Here is an 18,349-nt window from a genome sequence, read left to right on the forward strand (position 1 = left end):
AGAGTAATAAATCTATTGAAAATCGTACTATTTCAGAAATGTTATAAACTGTTTAACGGTACTGATGTGTAATTTGCTTAAAAACGTTTTTTTATTTTGTTACTTTTATTTTTAAATACAGACTTTGAATTTTTATATTCATTGGTTTTTATTTTTTCATATTAATAATTCATAGGGTGATAAGGTAATCGGGCAAAAAACCAAGTCAGAATTAATAAGTCTGCACTACCTCCTGGGCTGAGATTTTTTTGGATGCATTGTTGGTCAAACTGTTGGATCTTGTGTAAATCATGCTTGTCGTGAAAATCATGTTGTAACAGCTGAGCCGCTTGTTGTTTTATCCAATTTAGCCCCGCCATGCCCCCGCGATTTGCCACGTTGGTATCATCATTGATTTTCACTAACAAAATTAAGGTACTGAGTAGGGCGATATCGGCATTTTTTCCGGAAGCCAACTGCTGTAGATAATATGGTAGTGCGTGCTCCGTCACTAATTGATAGCCCATTTCAGCTTCGCCTCTTGCGCCAGTTAAACCGTAAGCTTGGTATAAACGTTGCCCTGCGGTTAGATTATCGGCAGGTTGTTTTAACTCGGCGGTGATCCCTTGGCACATGGCAGAAACGGTTTGGCTAATTGTTGATGGGGTCACTTTTTCCCCTAACCCCATCAGCCTACCCATGGCGGTGAGTATTAAACCCAGTGAAAAAATAGAACCTTTATGGGTATTGACGCCTTGAGTTGCCCTGAACATAGCTTTTTCACATTCAATACCAATGCCACGAATTTGGCCTAATACACGCTCAATAGGTAAGGTTTTATATTGGTTACCCGCCCGTAAAAATTGTGGGAAAAATTGAGCAATTGCATTGGCACTTAAATGAAAATCGGTGAGTGCCATATCTTTATGAGCACCCGTATTGTGTCTATCTACTAAACCCGGTTTCGGAGTTAAATTCACTTCAGCCAGCATCGCTTGCCAAGCAAGGTGACTATAATGGTTAACCACATCATCCGTTAACCCAGTTTGCTGATCAATTCGTTGCTGGAACATACGCTAACTCCTCGATACGGCATAAAATTTGGTCAAGTGAGTGGCTACGCAAGCGGGCACACACTTTGGCTTCCTTATCACAGACCAAACAACGTCTTGTTGGTAGGTCAAATTGGCTGCGAGAATATAGCTTTCCTTGATAATCAAAGACATCAAAGTCCCAAAGTCTGCCAATTGGTGATAATTCTTCTGCATCGATTAAGGCTTTTTTGACGTCTAATGCATCGGCGTTTACTGCAACTAAACACTCAGGACCCGTAACTAATGGAAAAGATTGTTGTGATAAAAGTACCCACTGCCTGCATGAAGCAACTTGCTTAAGCGCATTCAACCCTTGATTAAAAATCTGTCTAACCAAATGGTTATCTTTAACCGGACCAGGAAAGACGACAGTAAATGAAATCAAGGTTACCTGATGGAGACCAATCCATTCTTGCTGGCGAGCCTGACGGGCATCACGACTCGCCAATAAGTCAGGTAAGGAAATCTCAAGTTGCTCTTGGGTATCAGGCAGTGGGTAAAACATGACCTACTCCTTCACTTGATGGACAACGTCAATGACTGAACCATCACGGTAACGGACGACCGCAACCACTTTATCGGTAAACTCTATTGGATTAGGTTTACCTGTTAGTAGTTGAGCTCGTTCACGTAGCCACTGAATTGACACAGTTTTAATGCCTTGGCTCTCTAATTGTTGTTTCAGTTCAGGGCGAGCAGGGTTAACGGCGATACCGTGGTCGGTCACCAAAATATCGATGCTAGAACCGGGAGTGACACAGGTAAGGACTTCATCAACCAATGTTGGGATACGTCCTCGTACTAAGGGGGCGACAATAATAGATAATTTGGCTGCCACCGCCGTATCACTATGACCACCGGATGCACCACGGATGACGCCATCAGAACCTGTTAATACGTTGACATTAAAGCGAGTATCAATTTCTAATGCACTTAATACCACCACATCCAACATATCGACGGAAGCACCTTTGGAATCAAAGCAGGCATATTGATTAGCACTGATTTCAATGTGATTTGGGTTGCGCGCTAAAGACTCGGCGGCGGCACGGTCAAAACTCTGCACATCGAGTAATTTACGAATCAACCCTTTTTCATGGAGATCCACAATCGTTGAGGTGATCCCGCCCAGTGCAAATCCCGCATGGATATTGTGGCGACGCATTTTATCTTCAAGGAAGCGAGTTACTGCTAGAGAAGCGCCGCCAGTACCGGTTTGTAGTGAAAATCCTTCTTTGAAGAAACCTGATTTTTCAATCACATCGGCCGCAGTACGCGCGATGAGTAATTCGCGGGGATTGGAGGTCATGCGAGTGGCATCTGCGCCAATTTTGTCTGCGTCACCGACGCGTTTAACTTTGACGATGTAATCAACTTCATCTTGCTTAATGCTTGATGGATTATGAGGGTAAGCGAGTAATTCTTCGGTTAACATCACGACTTTACGCGCATTTTCTGCGTCGACTTTAGCATAACCGAGGGAACCACAGCTGGCATTACCTGTGTAGCCATTGGCATTACCGTATTCATCACATGAAGGCACTCCGAGGAATGCGACATCAATATTCAATTCGCCACTATGTACTAAATTTACGCGCCCACCGTGAGAATGGATTTGTACTGGCTCATCGAGTTCTCCACGAGAAATCGCTTCAGCTAAAGCACCGCGAACACCGGAAGTGTATATTTTGCTGACGACACCATGGCGAATGTGTTCGACTAACGGTGAGTGGCAAGCACTTAACGAGCTAGAGGCGAGGGTAAGATTACGAAAACCCATTTCGGCAATCACTTGCATGACCAGATTGAGGGTTAAATCGCCCCCACGAAATGCGTGGTGAAATGAGATAGTCATCCCGTCTTTTAAGCCTGAGCGGCGAATAGCAACGTGTAAATCTTCACACAGTTTACGGTTTCTTGGTTTTTGCACCTGTTGCTGAACTTTACCGATGTCTTTAAATTCACGCGGTAATTGACTGTCGCTTGGTGCTAAGTAGGCTGATACGCGAGCCTGACGCAATGTATTATTTGTCATTTTCTTCTGCCTCACTCTTCCCGAATACCTGATAATGCCGCGCGTGACAACACGACGAGTGCTCTTTCAATTACAGGGCTATCCACCATTTTACCGTTGAGGGAAACAACACCTTTACCTTCCCGTTCCGCGGCTTCAGCGGCATCTACAACGCGCTGGGCATGATCGACTTCTTTCTGAGTTGGCGCATACAGATTATGGAGTAACTCAATTTGTCTTGGGTTAATTAACGATTTGCCATCAAATCCAAGCTGCTTGATTAAAGCGGCTTCGTTGAGGAAGCCTTCTTCATTATTTGCATCAGAATAGACGGTATCAAACGCTTGAATACCGGCTGAGCGTGCAGCTTGTAAAATGGCGCACCGAGCATAGAGGAGTTCAATGCCGTCTGGAGACCGCTCGGTACGCAAATTGCGGACATAGTCCTCGGCACCTAATGCGATGCCTATTAATCTTGGGGAGGCGTGGGCGATATTCACCACTTGGGTGATCCCCATCGGGGACTCAATAGCAGCCAGTAATCCAGTGCTACCTTCTTCGCGTCCACAGCTTTTTTCAATACGTAAAATTTCATTTTCGATATCAATGATATCTTGTGCAGTATCAGTTTTTGGTAAGCGTACGATATCCGCGCCACCGCGAACCACCGCTTCGAGATCGGCGACACCGTAAGCAGAATCAAGGGCATTAACCCGCACAATGGTTTCGATATCTTGATACAGCGGATGCTGTAATGCGTGATACACCAAACGACGTGCTGTGTCTTTTTCTCTGATTGTCACTGAGTCTTCTAGGTCAAACATCAGCGCATCGGCTTTATAAATAAAAGAGTTGCTGAGCATTGCGGCATTTGAACCGGGTACAAACAGCATGCTTCTACGTGTGCGTTTTTTTCTTTCCGGTGTCATTATTTATCCTCCCATGGCAGGGCTTCTAAGTCACAAGCACGGGCTAATAATGCTTCGAGGCGGGCGCGTAATACACACTCTAATGCCCCTTTATCATCTACCACGATCTCAGCGCCTTGAATTTCATATTTTTCAATTAGTTCCAGTACGATAGCGCGGATAGCATCACCAAATTGCTTTTCTACGCTACTGGTTATTTGCAATGAAACCTCGCTGGTATCCTCTAAAGGTTCGATTCGTATCATGACATCGCTCGATTCGAGTGTGCCCGCAACCGCTGCATGTAATATCTTCATAATTCACCTATAGCTAATTCAGAACTTGTAGTGCGGACGGAGGCTGATTGTGCTTGTGCTGCCAACATTTCTTGCAAATATTGATAGGTAGCAGGAGGCACAATCGGCTTGATCGCCGCAAGATCTTTTTTAGCGAGCAGTTTTCGGACTTGCGACGCGGAAACTGCCGTGCCGTCGATCACTGTTCGCGGAAATTCAACTAACTCAATGGGTGGGAATGGCATCTCATCAGTTTCCAACCAGTAGCGCATGTCTTGGTTATATTGATTAGTGACTTGGCAAAATGGCTCAGAACCAACAAATCGATGGGTAATTCCCAGTGCAGGTGCGATATATTGACGAAAAATTTTAATATCGATTTCGGTATAACAGTTATTGGCGACCGTAATGTCTTTAATGAAGTAACAAGGAAAGGTCGCCCGTGAAATAATGTATTCAGAACCTTTGTGGATGGTTAAGTTGTCGATACCTTTAGTGCCTTCCTCAATCAGTTTGAGTCTGACTTTATAAGGAAAACGCGAAGTATCTTCTTTTACTACAAACAGATGTAGCCAATCACATTGTTTTGCTGCTTGCTCAATTAAATAACGATGACCCAGCGTAAAAGGGTTGGCATTCATGACAATCGAGCCAATTTTTTTACCCGGTTGGCGTAAGTTTTTTAAGCTTTTAATATAGCGAGTTAAGTAGCAGCAACTATTTTCCATTAATACCATGACATTCGGTACGGATGCGATGGTATGAAAACCACACTGATGAAATAAATCTTCATTCTGAAATTTGGTATAGATAAATAAATGAGTTGTATTATTTTCGTAAGCCAAATTGACTAATTCAGTGGCGAGTTTTAATGCTAAACCTTCACCACGAACCTCATCACTGATGGCGACACATTTAATGACGTTTTTAGCAAGTCCACCGCAAGCAATTAATTTTTCATTGCGTGTTATTGTAATGAAAACATCAACGCTGGCATCAATGTCTAAATCATTCTCTTTTAAAAACCGATTGATTTCATTGAGTTTTCTGTTCTCATGACGTTTTACTTGGTTAAACGTTATGTATTCGAACATAATGGTATCCTGCATCTCATTTAGAGATGTATTTAAAATGTTGCTAATGTTAAAGTTAATTAAATAAATATTTTTCACATCTTTTATATTAGCTAAGCACTCAATTCTTATTTAATTATCCTTTTCAATATTTATATTAAATAGACTGTATTTAATATGTTTGACCTATTTCATACTTCTAATATGAGTTTGTATTTGTTTAATGGTTTTAAAGTTTTTAATTAATGGATATGAACTTTATTCGGTGGTTTTAATGTGTTTAATTAATAATATGTTTATTATTCATCGCGTTTAAACTACAGTAATCCACGATGTAGCGGTGTTTTTTTGTAACAATAATTTTACTTTTCAGTCGGTAACGAGAGGCAAGATGAAAGCAGACTATCCGAAAATTGCATTTAAAAAAGGAAATCTCCTTTCATTTTCTGGGCGAGTATTTCTTTTATTGTTATTGGCCTCTCTATTACTCACGGTAGGTTTAGGGAAGTATTTTACGGATACGGCTGAAAACCGCTTGATGGCGAATATTCGGTCGCTGGCGATGAGCCAAGCTAAATTGATTGCATCGATTGATGGGGTTGTCAGCGCCGTTAAAGATAAAGATATTCTTAAGCTCAAAATTATTGCGGATAAATTAAACCAAGATTCGAGTTATGACTATGTGGTGATCGGGGATGAGAATTCCATTCGTTTATATCATCCTAATGGTGAGAAAATTGGTTATAAAATGCAGTGGAATAAACCCGGAGCTTTGGAGAATGGCGAAAGCTATTTTATTAAAGGTGAAGGTTCCATGGGGAATGCGGTTCGCGCTAAAACACCTATCTTTGATACGAATGGTCAGGTAATTGGGGTTGTCTCCATCGGCTATTTGACTCAAAAAATTGACACGTCTTTATCCGAGTTATTTGTTCAAACCTCCGCCACCTTTTTGGGTATTTTAGTGATTTTGCTGTTTTTATCATGGGCATTTACTCGATTGATTCAGCGAGAGATGTTGGGGATGGAACCTGAAGAAATTACGCAACTCGTTTTGGTTCAAAAAGGTATTTTTGATGCGGTTTTTGAGGGGATTATTGCGGTTGACTACTATGGCAAAATCATCAGTATCAACCACAATGCAAGGAAAATGCTGGCACTTAGTGAGTCATCGAAGCAAATTATGGGTAAACCCGTTGCTGATTATATTTCACCATCAGGATTTTTCACCAAAGATATATTGAAGAATCAGCATGATATTGTTTGTGAGTTTAATGGCTTAAATGTCATTGCTAGTCGAGTAGCCATTATGGATGGTGACTCTTTAGCCGGCGCCGTCATCAGCTTTCGTAGCCAAAATGATATAGAATCCTTAAACTCCCAGCTATCCCAAGTACGCCAGTATGTGGATAATTTGCGGACCTTACGCCATGAACACCTTAATTGGATTTCCACGCTGAGCGGTCTACTACAAATGAAAGAATATGACCAAGCGCTGGCTTTAATTAAGGGGGAATCTGAATCCCGCCAACAGTTAATTGACTCCTTGAGAGAACAATTTGCTGATAAACAGGTCGCAGGATTGTTGTTTGGTAAATATCATCGAGCCAGAGAGTTAGGCTTACGATTGGTTTTTGTCCCTGGCTGTCAGTTGCATGAATTACCAGAGTCATTAAATAGCACAGAATTCTGCGCAGTGCTGGGTAACTTATTGGATAATGCCTTTGAAGCTAGCTTGAAAAATGAGGCGAGCAATAAGCAGGTTGAATTATATCTCTCAGATGAAGGAAAAGAGATTGTGATTGAAGTTGCTGACCAAGGATGCGGTTTTCCTCCAGAGCTGCGCGATAAGTGGTTCGAGCGAGGAACAACAACGAAAACGGATGCTGTCGATGGGCATGGTATAGGACTATTTTTAGTAGCATCCTATATTAATCGATGTAATGGGGCGGTGATAATTGAAGAAAATCAACCGCATGGTACTGTGTTCTCAATATTTATACCGAAAGTGAAGACTCTACATGGTTAAGATAAAAATCCTCATTGTCGAAGATGAACTGCTCCTTGCAGAAATGCATGCCGAGTATATAAAAACTTATCCTGCTTGTGACAAGGTCTGGCTTGCCGGGAATCTTGCCGAAGCAAGAAGAATGATTGAGTACATGAAGCCTGACTTGATTTTGCTCGATAACTATTTACCTGACGGCAAAGGCATTGATTTGGTGCATGAGCTGTTACATGAACGAAATAGTGCAGATATCGTGTTTACGACTGCGGCCAGTGATATGGAAACCGTCTCCGAGGCAATCCGTCTGGGGGTTTTTGATTATTTAGTAAAACCCATTGCCTATGAACGTTTGGGGCAAACATTAGATCGTTATATTCAACGCAAAGCGGTTGTTCAAGGCAAGCAAAGAACCAGCCAGAGCCAGATTGATGATATGTTCAATACTTATGCTCGCGGTGAAATGAAAGAAGAATTACCGACGGGAATTGACGGGTTAACACTGGATAAAGTGTTGGCGTTATTTGCCAGTTCGGATACGGAATACACGGCGGAAAGTATCGCCGAAACCATTAAACTTAGCCGAACTACCGCTCGTCGTTATTTAGAGTATTGTTTAGCCCAAGGTAAAATCGAAGCTGAAATTGAGTATGGTAAGGTTGGCCGCCCTCAGCGAATTTATCGTGGTAAGCCTAGTTAGCAAATACATAGCACTATCGACTGGCTCTGTTTTAAGGATCCTAATATGACCACCTTTTATCAATTGACCGCGACAAGTCTTGGCGGCCATCTTGTCTCGATGGCTGACTATACGGGTAAGGTGGTTCTCGTCGTTAACACCGCCAGCCATTGTGGTTTTACACCACAATACGGCAGTCTTGAAGCACTCTACAAGAAATACGCAGATCAGGGTTTTGTGGTGCTTGGTTTTCCCTGCAATCAGTTTGGAAAGCAGGAACCCGGCGGCGCTGAGGAAATCGCGCAGACCTGCTACATTAACTACGGTGTGAGCTTTCCGATGTTTGATAAAGTCGAAGTCAACGGCGCCTCAACACATCCGGTGTTTTGTTATCTAAAAAGCGAGTTACCCGGTTTGCTAGGCGGGCGGATCAAGTGGAATTTCACGAAGTTTCTGATCGGTCGCGACGGTAAACCGCTTAAGCGTTTTGCTCCGTTTACTGCCCCAGAAAAAATGGAAGCGGCAATTGTTGCGGTACTTAAAATTTAAGTTCTCAGAAATTCTAGCCATTAATTGTAGAGTGCTTTTGAAAATAAATTATTTGTGAAAGGGGAAGGGAAATTCTAGCTTCTCACTCAAAACCAACGATTAATGTTACGTGTGCTGTATCGATAAATTCGTTAGCTCAAGTGTGAGCTAACGAATAAAGCCTATTTTATGCAGACAGTCTGAGGCTATTTCCCTTTTCCGGAATTTTGTAAGTCATTTTTCATTAAAAAGGCTTGTATAACCTCATATTTGCGCCAATTTTCCATAAGGTTGTTATGAACGTACTGATTCTTGGTGCACGTGCGCCTGCCTGCCTAGAATGGGCGCGAGCTTTTGATGAGGCAGGATGGACAGTTAGTGTCGGTGATTCATTAAGCCAGCCACTTACCCGCTTTAGTTGCTCAGTGCAGCACTATGCCCGCTTGCCAGAACCTCGACAGGACCCAGAAGCTTGGATTGAAGTTCTTGCTACAGTGATCGTAAATCAACGTATTGACCTTCTGCTGCCAACGTGTGAAGAGGTGTTTTACTTAGCTTACGGCCTAGAGCGCCTATCACCGCTGTGTCAGGTATTAATCAGTGACTTTTCGCTGTTACACAAGTTGCACCATAAAGGGCACTTTGCGGCCATGACGAGTGGTTGGTCTCTAGCCGCTCCTGAAACCCATCTACTAACAGACAGCCATGCATTGCTCACATTCGCGGACGATGCTGCAAGCTGGGTATTCAAACCTGCGTATTCACGCTTTGCCTCACAAACCTTGATCCGACCATCTAGCCAACAACTGAATAACGTGCAGCCCACCCAGACTGAGCCATGGGTAGCACAGCGATTTATTGAGGGGCGGGAGTTTTGCAGTTTTAGTGTTTTAGTTGATGGTGACTTACGCGCTCACAGCTGTTATCACCCGCGTTATCGAGTCGGTCGTGGCTCAGGGATCTATTTCCAGCCGAGCGCACCGGAACCCGTACGCCAGTTTCTTGAGCATTTTGGCCGAGAAACAGGTTATAGCGGGCAGGTGGGCTTCGACTTTATTCAGGACAAAAATGGCTGTTTCTATGTCTTGGAATGCAACCCAAGAGCGACCAGTGGTGTGCACTTGTTCGACAATCAGCGACAGTTACTAGTGAATAGCTTGAGTCATCCACTCGAGCGGACACTTGAACCAACATTAGAGCCTCGAATGATCGCATTGGCGATGCTGCTATTTACAGCACCACGACGAGCCCTGAGCCCGCCTTTCTGGCGTGATTATGCCACAGCCCGCGATGTTATCGTGCAAAAAGGTGACTGGTGGCCATTGATAGCACAAGTTGGTAGCCTCTCGGAAATCATTGCTCGGGCTGTATCTCGACGCTGTGGATTATTAACGGCGTCTACGGCTGATATCGAATGGAACGGCCAGCCGCTAAATGAGCGTACGCCATGAAATTATTGTTCGAAGATCAAATTCTTAGTCAGAATGCCAGCTCGAATGACAGCTTGGCTCGGCGCTATGTCCGCGCCTGTGCTTGCAAGTGCTTGATAGGCAATGTGAGCACGAAAATGGCGCTGCTCGAGACAGGAACGCAGCAGTTTCCTGTCAGTATCACAGATGGCAACGAACCCGATGACAACTGCTATGTTGTGTCCCCGCAAACTGCCTACAGTGGTTATGCCCGCGAAGAAATCAAGCGCCTCGGCCGGCCTTATCTGACGTGGCCGTTGACGTTCCTTATTTACGGTGTTGACCGCCTATTGCGTGCGGGTAAGGTTAACAAATTGGTACAAGTAAATAACTGGCTGCTATCGACCAATCTTTATCCTACTGATTGGGATATCTCGGAGTTACCCGCGATCACGGCACTGCTACGAAAAGAGTTTCCTGAGCACGGAATTGGCTTTCGCTCGCTTAATGATTTTAGCAACCGTGAGTTACACCAATGCTTGAAAAAACACGGATACCTGAGTATTCCTAGTCGGCAAGTCTATTTATTTGATGGTCGGGCAGGGGGGCAAGCGCCATTTCTTAAGCACCATAATACTCGGCTGGATGCCACTTTATTACGGCGAAGCCCGTATACCGTAGTATCCGGTAGCGAATTGAATGATACGGATTTCAAAAGAATAGAGCATCTTTATAACCTGCTTTATTTGGATAAATATTGCACACTGAATCCACACTATAATGCACAATGGTTGCAGCAGGGACAGCGTGAGGGTTGGCTAGAAATCCGTGCTTTGCGTGCCCCTGATGGACGTATTGACGGCGCGTTGGGTTGGTTCTCATCTTCCACTGTGATCAGCACCCCAATAGTGGGTTATGACACTGTGTTACCCCAACGGCTTGGATTGTATCGACAATTGACCCGCCTGTGCCTGCAAGAAGCTGTTGAGCGTCGTCAGGTGCTAAATTTTAGCTCTGGTGCTGCCGAATTCAAACGCTTGCGGGGTGGTCAGCCACAGATCGAATACAGTCTGCTCTACATCGCTCATCTGTCTTGGGGGCGACGGCTTGTATGGCGAGTTCTTAGTTATCTGTTACATGCGATTGGTGTGCCTATCATGAGGAAGTTCAAACTGTGAATCTATTTGATCATCAATGGTGGCCCGTGGCCCTCAGCGACAAATTGCGAGGCAAACCGGTAGCTTGCCAGTTAGATGACTCTCCGTTGGTACTGTTTCGTGATAGTGATGGGCGTGCTGCTGCGCTGCCAGATCGTTGTCCACACCGTTTTGCGCCATTGAGCGCAGGCAAAATATGCGATGGACAGATTGAATGTCCTTATCATGGCTGGCGATTTTCCGCCGACGGGCGTTGTACTCGAGTACCCGGTAGTAACCGAGTTTTAGGAAGCAAGCGGTTGCTTGAGAGTTTGCCCTGTTGTGAATCTCACGGGCTGGTGTGGGTCAGTTTGAGCACTGAAATGCCGTTAATTTCGCCGGTTGCACCTGCTCAACAGAGTGAGCAGTTAGATACGTTTTGGGTCACCGATCAAGTGCAGTGTTCGTTGCAGGACGCTGCTGAGAATTTTCTTGATGGTTTCCACACTCATTTCGTCCACTCAGGCTGGATCCGTCACGACAGGCAGCGGCAACAAATCAGTGCCCGAGTTCGCCCACTGGCGGATGGCGTCGAAGCGGTGTATAGCGAAGAAGGGAAGCAGTCAGGGCTTATTTCGCGACTGTTTGAGCGTGAGCGCGGAGTCAGTATGGGGCGCTTTCGTCTGCCGTGTCTGGCAGAAATTGAGTACCGCGACCGCAGTGATAAGCTCAATCTGCTTGTCAGCGCTTGGCTAGTACCTTGTGGAAATGGCCAGTTACGTGTGTTTGCCCGAATAGCCACTCGGCGCGGCAGACTTCCTGCAATGATCAAACGTTACGTATTGAGCCGGTTATTCCGCGTGATCCTCCGCCAAGACAGGCAGATATTGGAGAAAGTCAGTGCCAATAAACTGCGTTTTCAAGAAGTGCCTGTCACGCCAGTGGATGGTGAGCAGGATCTACTTGGGCCGAGCATTCGGCAATTGCTTGAAAATGGTAAGCCGCTAACGTTTGAGGAGCGGCAGTTCTGTTTCCGGCTTTAAATAGTTGCACGGAATATATGATAAGTTACGTGTTAAATATGAGTTAAGCGTTCAGTTAAATTATTATAGATATGAGAGAATTTAAAACTGACTATTGGTTTATTTTTTATTATCACTTTCAAGTATGGGGAAAGATTACCAATTAACCTATTTCTTTTTATATTACAAATATCAACTGACTGAATTACGGTATGGTGGGGAGCAGTGAAATGTTATTAGAAGAAACAAAAGCTAGCTTGCTAGCTGCAAATAAAACGACGGAAAGCTTGCTCGCTAAAATTCACGATTTGTACATCCAAAAAGAATGTTCCGAAGAGAGAGTTTTGATAGAAGCACTATCTGAGCTGCATAATTCAGGAAAGATAGATTTTGTTAGAATAGTAAAAGGAGTTGATAAAAATTCCTGTAAAAAGGATTTTTTTGGAATTCTGGATACCTTTGAAAATGTATTACCTCTACTAAACGCAAATGTTGAAGATGTCCTACATTGTCTAGTTTATCTTACGCAACAGGTCGGTAGTGTTGGATTTTATGAGGCCTTTCAGTATTTCTGTAGCATGGAAGTACAGCGTCCCAAAGATAGCGTTGAATTTATCCTGACGCAAAGTGAACTTAACACATATGCCCCTTTTCTTTCCTGCTCAATCCTCGCATACGACTCAAAATGCATGTATGAGGCTATCCAAACAACAAAAAGTTTGATTGCTAGCAGCAATCCAGCGGTCAGAAGTCAAGGCTATTTTGTTTTAGGGAGACTAAATGTTGATGAAACTCAGGCATGTGTCATTTTAGAGCAACTTATCAGTAATGCTATGACTGAGGACGACATTAATTGCCATACCTCAATACTGAAAGGAATGCTCCATTTTGGTAAAAGGTTTCCATCTTATTGGTCGCAAATAGAAGAGTTTCTAACTCCTTTTGTTAAGGACTTGTCTCCGGATGTTCTCAATGCAATATCGCATATTTTAGCATTTCAAAGTGATGATCTTCCAGAGAATGTCTTGCATATTCTTGTAAAGGAGTTAGCCAATATCCTTCCTGAAAACAAATGTACTATAGATAACATTGATTATTTACTAGTCAAATTGATTAAAAGGGATTTATGTTTTCTTGCTATTGAATTATTGGAATCGATTTTAGCTGTAGGTGTGGAATTCACATTACTAGACTATTTCTCTAATGAACTATTAAGCAAGCATCAATATCAAGAACTACGCAATCACATCATTACGAAATGGTTTTTATCCGGAGAATCATCACTTTGCCAAGCAGTCTCAGATCTACTTCATGATGTAACGGGTAAGGATATAGAACTAAGGACTGATATGACATTGCTGGGTGATGATAAGAGGCAAATATTTGTTAGTCACAAAGCGATTGGTTGGTTATTTACTCGGCCTGTCGCGGCGGCAAGTTTCATACTATCCATTTGTGAAACCGCTTCGGCAACCACACTTAACAATCTTGAACAAATTTTGTATGACCCTTTGCTTTTAAGCTATCCGGGAGAGCTTGAGCAATTCCTCCAGTCATGCATTGATACAGATGTTCGAGGACAACTATGTGAGCACTTGCTTGGAAAGCTTCATACTTATCACGCTGATATTGAGAAAGTGTCTGAATTGAATGAGTTAATAGCGCCCAGTGAAAATATAAGAACCTATTGGAAAAACGTGGATAAAGATATGCAAAAAGCCCACGAAAAAGCATCAGAATCTTCTATCTTTCAGTTGATTGCGACGACTCAGAAGTTATTGTACGGCAACAGCTCAATTTATTATGTGCATCACGTAGATGGAACGCCCGTACGTCAGGAGGCTCAGATGCACTCTTTTTCTCATTCGACTGAAATGCCAAGATTGAACGTTTTAGATCCCGAATCTCTAGATTATATTTTGCGCATATACCGCTACGAGAGAATAAAAAATGAAGCTAATCCTTAAACAATATTTGGCGTCACTAAAAGAGCGAGCAGAATTAGATGCTGTACTGCCAGACTTATTGAGCAGTATGGGCCTGAATGTGTTTATCTCACCGACACGTGGGGTTAAAGAGTATGGTGTTGATATCGCTGCCGTAGGACGAGTCAATAATGAGGAAGGCAAAGTTTATTTGTTCTCAGTGAAGTCCGGCAATCTGACTAGAGAGACTTGGAATGGAAATACAGATCAAGCTCTTAGATCTTCGTTAGATGAAATTCAAGATTCATTTATTTCTAGTCGTCTACCACCAGAACATAGAGATAAAAAAATCGTTATCTGCCTATGTTTTGGTGGCGATGTTAGTTCCGGAATTAGGCAGGAAGTATCTGGCTACGAGCAACGAAATACGCGAGATAATGTTTCTTTTGAAGAGTGGAATGGTGATAAACTTTCAGAGTTTATTCAGCAGTATCTGTTGAAAGAAGAGTTGCTGCCTAGCACTAGTCAGGCTTTGTTAAGGAAATCGTTAGCTCTACTCGAAGAGCCCGAGAGCTCAAGCAAGCATTTTTCTCTATTGATAGATAGGGTTCTGTCAAATGCCACAGATACAGATTCTATTGCATCGTCTATTACACGAATAAATGTTTGTTTATGGGTCCTATTTTCATGGTGTCGTGATGGCAAGAATTTAGAGGCAGCTTATCTTTCATCAGAGCGTGCACTGCTGTTGGCTTGGGATAAGGTTAAAGAAAGTTACACGGGTAAAAACAAACTATCAAAATCATTTGATAGTATTTTGGATACTTATCAACAAATTACTGATTGTTATGTAGATAGATGTTTAATCCCATATGTTGAATTCAAATATGCTCTTTCCCATGCGGTTCGTTCCCCTTGTTCTATTGATGTAAACATTAAACTCTTTGATGTGTTGGGTCGTTTATCAGTTAAAGGTCACTGGATTTTAGATTCACTGTCAAAAAGTTACATTGAAAATCCACCAGTGAATGGAGATAGCGAAAAACAGGAAAAATTACGTTTGCGTCTCAGAGAAATAACAAAGTCAATTAACCTATTGGTTATTAATAATCCAATATTGCTGTCGCCGTATAAAGATTCTCAAGCGATTGATATTGGTCTGACTCTATCGCTGCTTTCAAATAATTCTGAACTGGACGAATTTGTGGAAAGCTGGCTATCAGAAATGTCTGATAGGTGTATGTTCTCTTTTGAGAGCAATGGTATGTATCCAATAGTGCATGAGTCTTACGAAATTTTGTTTGAACATAGAAGGAAAGACAGGACTGACAATAGCTATAAGAATAAAGTTACGGAAGCAAGTATCTTATATCCGTTGCTAGTAGTATTTTGCTCTTTGTATAAATTAGACTCAGTAAGCCAAAAGCTAGAACAATTTGCCGCAGACAAACTAACACATTGCACGTTGCAGTATTGGTACCCTAATCAAGACAGCGAACAAAATATGTACTCTAACTCAGATATACATGGCTCAGCGTCAACTAACTTTCCAATGTCTGGAAACTTAGCAATAGAGCATATAGCTCAAGAGTGCGGTAATACCGACTCATTTAAAAGAATGTCAGCTGTTACTAAAGGAAAGTCCTCATTGGTACTGACAGCCTGCCGCTGCTACCGATATCCAGTACCTTTCCATTATATTGAGGATTGGCTGGTAGATTTTCTATAGTGAATAATACCTGCCTCTTGTTCATACCAACCCACCGATGACAAAATATTTAGCCTTGTACTAAAACTCACACAGAACTAACACTATAATATTTCAATGAACGGGAGGTAGTCCAAAGCTTCCCCGTTTGTTGTTTTCTTTCTTTGAACTTGCAAAGATAAGCTGCATAAAATTTCAGACACTGTCGTGTATCAGGGATTTGCTTTCTATACGCCAATTCCAATAGGAAAGTACTGAGTGGTAATGTCGACTGGCTCTGTTTTAAGGATCCTAATATGACCACCTTTTATCAATTGACCGCGACAAGTCTTGGCGGCCATCTTGTCTCGATGGCTGACTATACGGGTAAGGTGGTTCTCGTCGTTAATACCGCCAGCCATTGTGGTTTTACACCACAATACGGCAGTCTTGAAGCACTCTACAAGAAATACGCAGATCAGGGTTTTGTGGTGCTTGGTTTTCCCTGCAATCAATTTGGAAAACAGGAACCCGGCGGCGCTGAGGAAATCGCGCAGACCTGCTACATTAACTACGGTGTGAGCTTTCCGATGTTTGATAAAGTCGAAGTCAACGGCGCCTCAACACATCCGGTGTTTTGTTATCTAAAAAGCGAGTTACCCGGTTTGCTAGGCGGGCGGATCAAGTGGAATTTCACGAAGTTTCTGATCGGTCGCGACGGTAAACCGCTCAAGCGTTTTGCTCCGTTTACTGCCCCAGATAAAATGGAAGCGGCAATTGTTGCGGCACTTAAAACTTAAGTGCTCAGAAATCCCAGCCATTAATGGTAGAGTACTTTTGAAAATGGATTATTTGTGAAAGGGGAATTCTAGCTTCTCACTCAAGACCAACGATTAACTCTACGTGCGCTGTGCTGATAAATTCGTTAGCTCAAATGTGAGCTAACGGATAAAGCCTATTTTATGCAGACAGTCTGAGGCTATTTCCCTTTTCCGGAATTTTGTAGATCATTCTCTAAAATCAATACCTTCTTCTGGGCTCGTTCATCCCCTTGCTTGGCGGCAAGGCGATACCAATATAAGGCTTTCGTATCATCTTGTGGCACGCCCATTCCATACTGATAACAGGCTCCGCTGGCATATTGAGCATCAGGACTGCGCTGGTTAGCGGCTTTAATAAACCACTGGCAGGCTTTCGCTTGATCCGCTGGTATTCCATCACCTCGCGCATAAATTAGAGCAAGGTTAAATTGGGCTGAAACTTCACCTTGCTGGGCCGCAAGGGTGAGCCATTTAATGGCAGAGGGAATATCGCGTTTTACACCTTGCCCTGATAAATAGAGCATCCCAAGACTATTTTGGGCAGGGGAAAACCCCAGTCCAGCGGAGCGATTAAAATAGTGAAAGGCGAGGGGGTAGTCGATTTTTTTATACATGCCCGTCGCGGCTTGATATCCCAATAAATAAAGGGCTTGTGGATGATTTTTTTCGGCTAATGCAAGGTAAAGCTGATGCGCTTTTTGGGGTTCTTTTTCGCCTGCAACGCCTTTTTCATACCAATAGGCAAGAGTCAGTTGTGCTGCTGGAAATTGTTGCTCCGCCGCTTTTTCTAACCAATCAAGGGCTTGCTGTGGATTTTTTTCGAGAAGTTTTGGAATGCCTTGCAAAGTGTACTCTGCCATATTCATTTGACCGATGGGATCTCCTGACTTGGCAGCGGCTTCCATCCACCGCAACATCTCTTTTTCATCTTTAGGGACACCAATGCCTTGTTGATACATCAACGCGAGGTTAATTTGTGCCTTACTAAAGCCTTGTGTAGCCGATAGGCGATACCAGTGTAATGCTTTATCGAGCTGACCATGGGATTGATAGAACATGGCTAAATTGAATTGAGCTTCTGCTTGCCCTGTTTCCACCAATTTAAGCAGACTTTTTTCATCAATTTTTGGTGTTTCAGCAGGAGTAGCAACCGTTTTAGCGTAACTGAAATTAACGAATAGGTAACTGACAAAGAGTAAAGAGAGTGCAAACCGTTTCACGCGTTATCCTTGGGCTGAATTTTCGCCATTTATTCCTAAGGACAGGGTATCTGGTTGCTATGGTGGATGCAATTGCCAATATTTATATTCTAATTATGATTTCAAATCATAGGGTTGTAAAAAATTTTAAAAAAATTCAAAAATAAATGGAACCTTTCTGACAAGCTGCGGGTCTTATTAATATCTATATTACTGTTTGTTTGCGCAAACATTCATATATTTACCCTCAACATTCATTTCTTTACATGAAGTAATGCAATAATGCATCTATGTAGTGTAGTTTGAAGTAGTAGCACGATCCTTAATAGAATGCATTATGCCCAGTGTAATTTTTACTGGGCTTTTTTTTGCGCAAAATCTGACCTTATTTCCTTCCTCTGTAGCCTCAATCCCGATAATTTAACTTAAATATGTTTATTTCATAAATGATTCTTTTATGTTGCATGGTTTATTGGTTGATTAAAATTAGAGCATTATGCTTAACATTCAATAAACAAACGGTTAAATAACGGTCGGCAATAATTCCAGATAATTTCAAAAAATTGAAGTGAAT

General features: G+C 42.7%; 16 protein-coding genes. 9 read left to right on the plus strand and 7 right to left on the minus strand.

Annotated features, from left to right (window positions below):
• Positions 1–161: 161 nt before the first annotated feature.
• From citG to citC, 6 genes are read right to left on the minus strand one after another with little or no spacing between them, the layout of a single operon-like run.
• The gene (gene citG, locus EL244_RS07250) at positions 162–1,052 is read right to left on the minus strand and encodes a triphosphoribosyl-dephospho-CoA synthase CitG (protein WP_126459862.1); all 891 of its coding nucleotides are present in this window, start codon (positions 1,050–1,052) and stop codon (positions 162–164) included.
• Positions 1,033–1,578 (minus strand): citrate lyase holo-[acyl-carrier protein] synthase, encoded by a 546-nt coding sequence (gene citX / locus EL244_RS07255; protein WP_006813359.1) that lies wholly within the window; start codon positions 1,576–1,578, stop codon positions 1,033–1,035. Before citX ends, citG begins: the two co-directional genes overlap by 20 nt.
• A 3-nt stretch (positions 1,579–1,581) precedes the next feature.
• Positions 1,582–3,108 (minus strand): citrate lyase subunit alpha, encoded by a 1,527-nt coding sequence (citF, locus tag EL244_RS07260; protein WP_126459865.1) that lies wholly within the window; start codon positions 3,106–3,108, stop codon positions 1,582–1,584.
• An 11-nt stretch (positions 3,109–3,119) separates the two neighbouring features.
• The gene (citE, locus tag EL244_RS07265; RefSeq protein ID WP_112836577.1) at positions 3,120–4,016 is read right to left on the minus strand and encodes a citrate (pro-3S)-lyase subunit beta; all 897 of its coding nucleotides are present in this window, start codon (positions 4,014–4,016) and stop codon (positions 3,120–3,122) included.
• Complete coding sequence (gene citD / locus EL244_RS07270) at positions 4,016–4,312, minus strand: citrate lyase acyl carrier protein (protein WP_126459868.1); 297 nt, start codon at positions 4,310–4,312, stop codon at positions 4,016–4,018. The genes citE and citD overlap by 1 nt, the downstream gene beginning before the upstream one ends.
• Positions 4,309–5,385 carry a [citrate (pro-3S)-lyase] ligase gene (gene citC, locus EL244_RS07275; RefSeq protein ID WP_126459872.1) on the minus strand — a complete coding sequence of 359 codons (1,077 nt, stop codon included), beginning with the start codon at positions 5,383–5,385 and terminating at the stop codon, positions 4,309–4,311. The genes citD and citC overlap by 4 nt, the downstream gene beginning before the upstream one ends.
• Before the next feature lie 370 nt (positions 5,386–5,755).
• Here citC and dpiB point away from each other — a divergent pair, with 370 nt between their 5' ends.
• From dpiB to EL244_RS07320, 9 genes are all read left to right on the plus strand, one after another.
• Positions 5,756–7,393, plus strand: a complete 1,638-nt coding sequence (gene dpiB / locus EL244_RS07280; protein WP_126459875.1) for a sensor histidine kinase DpiB — start codon at positions 5,756–5,758, stop codon at positions 7,391–7,393.
• Positions 7,386–8,069, plus strand: coding sequence for a two-component response regulator DpiA (gene dpiA, locus EL244_RS07285; RefSeq protein ID WP_006813351.1), 684 nt, complete (start codon positions 7,386–7,388; stop codon positions 8,067–8,069). The genes dpiB and dpiA overlap by 8 nt, the downstream gene beginning before the upstream one ends.
• Before the next feature lie 45 nt (positions 8,070–8,114).
• Positions 8,115–8,597 (plus strand): glutathione peroxidase, encoded by a 483-nt coding sequence (locus EL244_RS07290; RefSeq protein ID WP_126459877.1) that lies wholly within the window; start codon positions 8,115–8,117, stop codon positions 8,595–8,597.
• Positions 8,598–8,872: 275 nt separating this feature from the next.
• On the plus strand, positions 8,873–10,027 hold the full coding sequence (locus EL244_RS07295; protein WP_126459880.1) for an ATP-grasp domain-containing protein: 1,155 nt from the start codon (positions 8,873–8,875) through the stop codon (positions 10,025–10,027).
• 116 nt (positions 10,028–10,143) lie between these two features.
• On the plus strand, positions 10,144–11,163 hold the full coding sequence (locus tag EL244_RS07300) for a GNAT family protein (protein ID WP_197721688.1): 1,020 nt from the start codon (positions 10,144–10,146) through the stop codon (positions 11,161–11,163).
• A gap of 26 nt (positions 11,164–11,189) precedes the next feature.
• Positions 11,190–12,164 (plus strand): aromatic ring-hydroxylating dioxygenase subunit alpha, encoded by a 975-nt coding sequence (locus EL244_RS07305; RefSeq protein WP_172597509.1) that lies wholly within the window; start codon positions 11,190–11,192, stop codon positions 12,162–12,164.
• Positions 12,165–12,373: 209 nt separating this feature from the next.
• Positions 12,374–14,110: a hypothetical protein gene (locus EL244_RS07310; RefSeq protein WP_126459889.1), complete on the plus strand. Its 1,737-nt coding sequence runs from the start codon at positions 12,374–12,376 to the stop codon at positions 14,108–14,110.
• Positions 14,094–15,797: a hypothetical protein gene (locus EL244_RS07315; RefSeq protein WP_126459892.1), complete on the plus strand. Its 1,704-nt coding sequence runs from the start codon at positions 14,094–14,096 to the stop codon at positions 15,795–15,797. The genes EL244_RS07310 and EL244_RS07315 overlap by 17 nt, the downstream gene beginning before the upstream one ends.
• 275 nt (positions 15,798–16,072) lie before the next feature.
• The gene (locus EL244_RS07320; RefSeq protein WP_126459895.1) at positions 16,073–16,555 is read left to right on the plus strand and encodes a glutathione peroxidase; all 483 of its coding nucleotides are present in this window, start codon (positions 16,073–16,075) and stop codon (positions 16,553–16,555) included.
• A gap of 179 nt (positions 16,556–16,734) precedes the next feature.
• Here EL244_RS07320 and EL244_RS07325 read toward each other — a convergent pair whose 3' ends face one another.
• Positions 16,735–17,796 carry a tetratricopeptide repeat protein gene (locus EL244_RS07325; protein WP_126459897.1) on the minus strand — a complete coding sequence of 354 codons (1,062 nt, stop codon included), beginning with the start codon at positions 17,794–17,796 and terminating at the stop codon, positions 16,735–16,737.
• Positions 17,797–18,349: the final 553 nt, after the last annotated feature.

The organism is Providencia rustigianii (genome assembly GCF_900637755.1).
Taxonomy (GTDB): domain Bacteria; phylum Pseudomonadota; class Gammaproteobacteria; order Enterobacterales; family Enterobacteriaceae; genus Providencia; species Providencia rustigianii.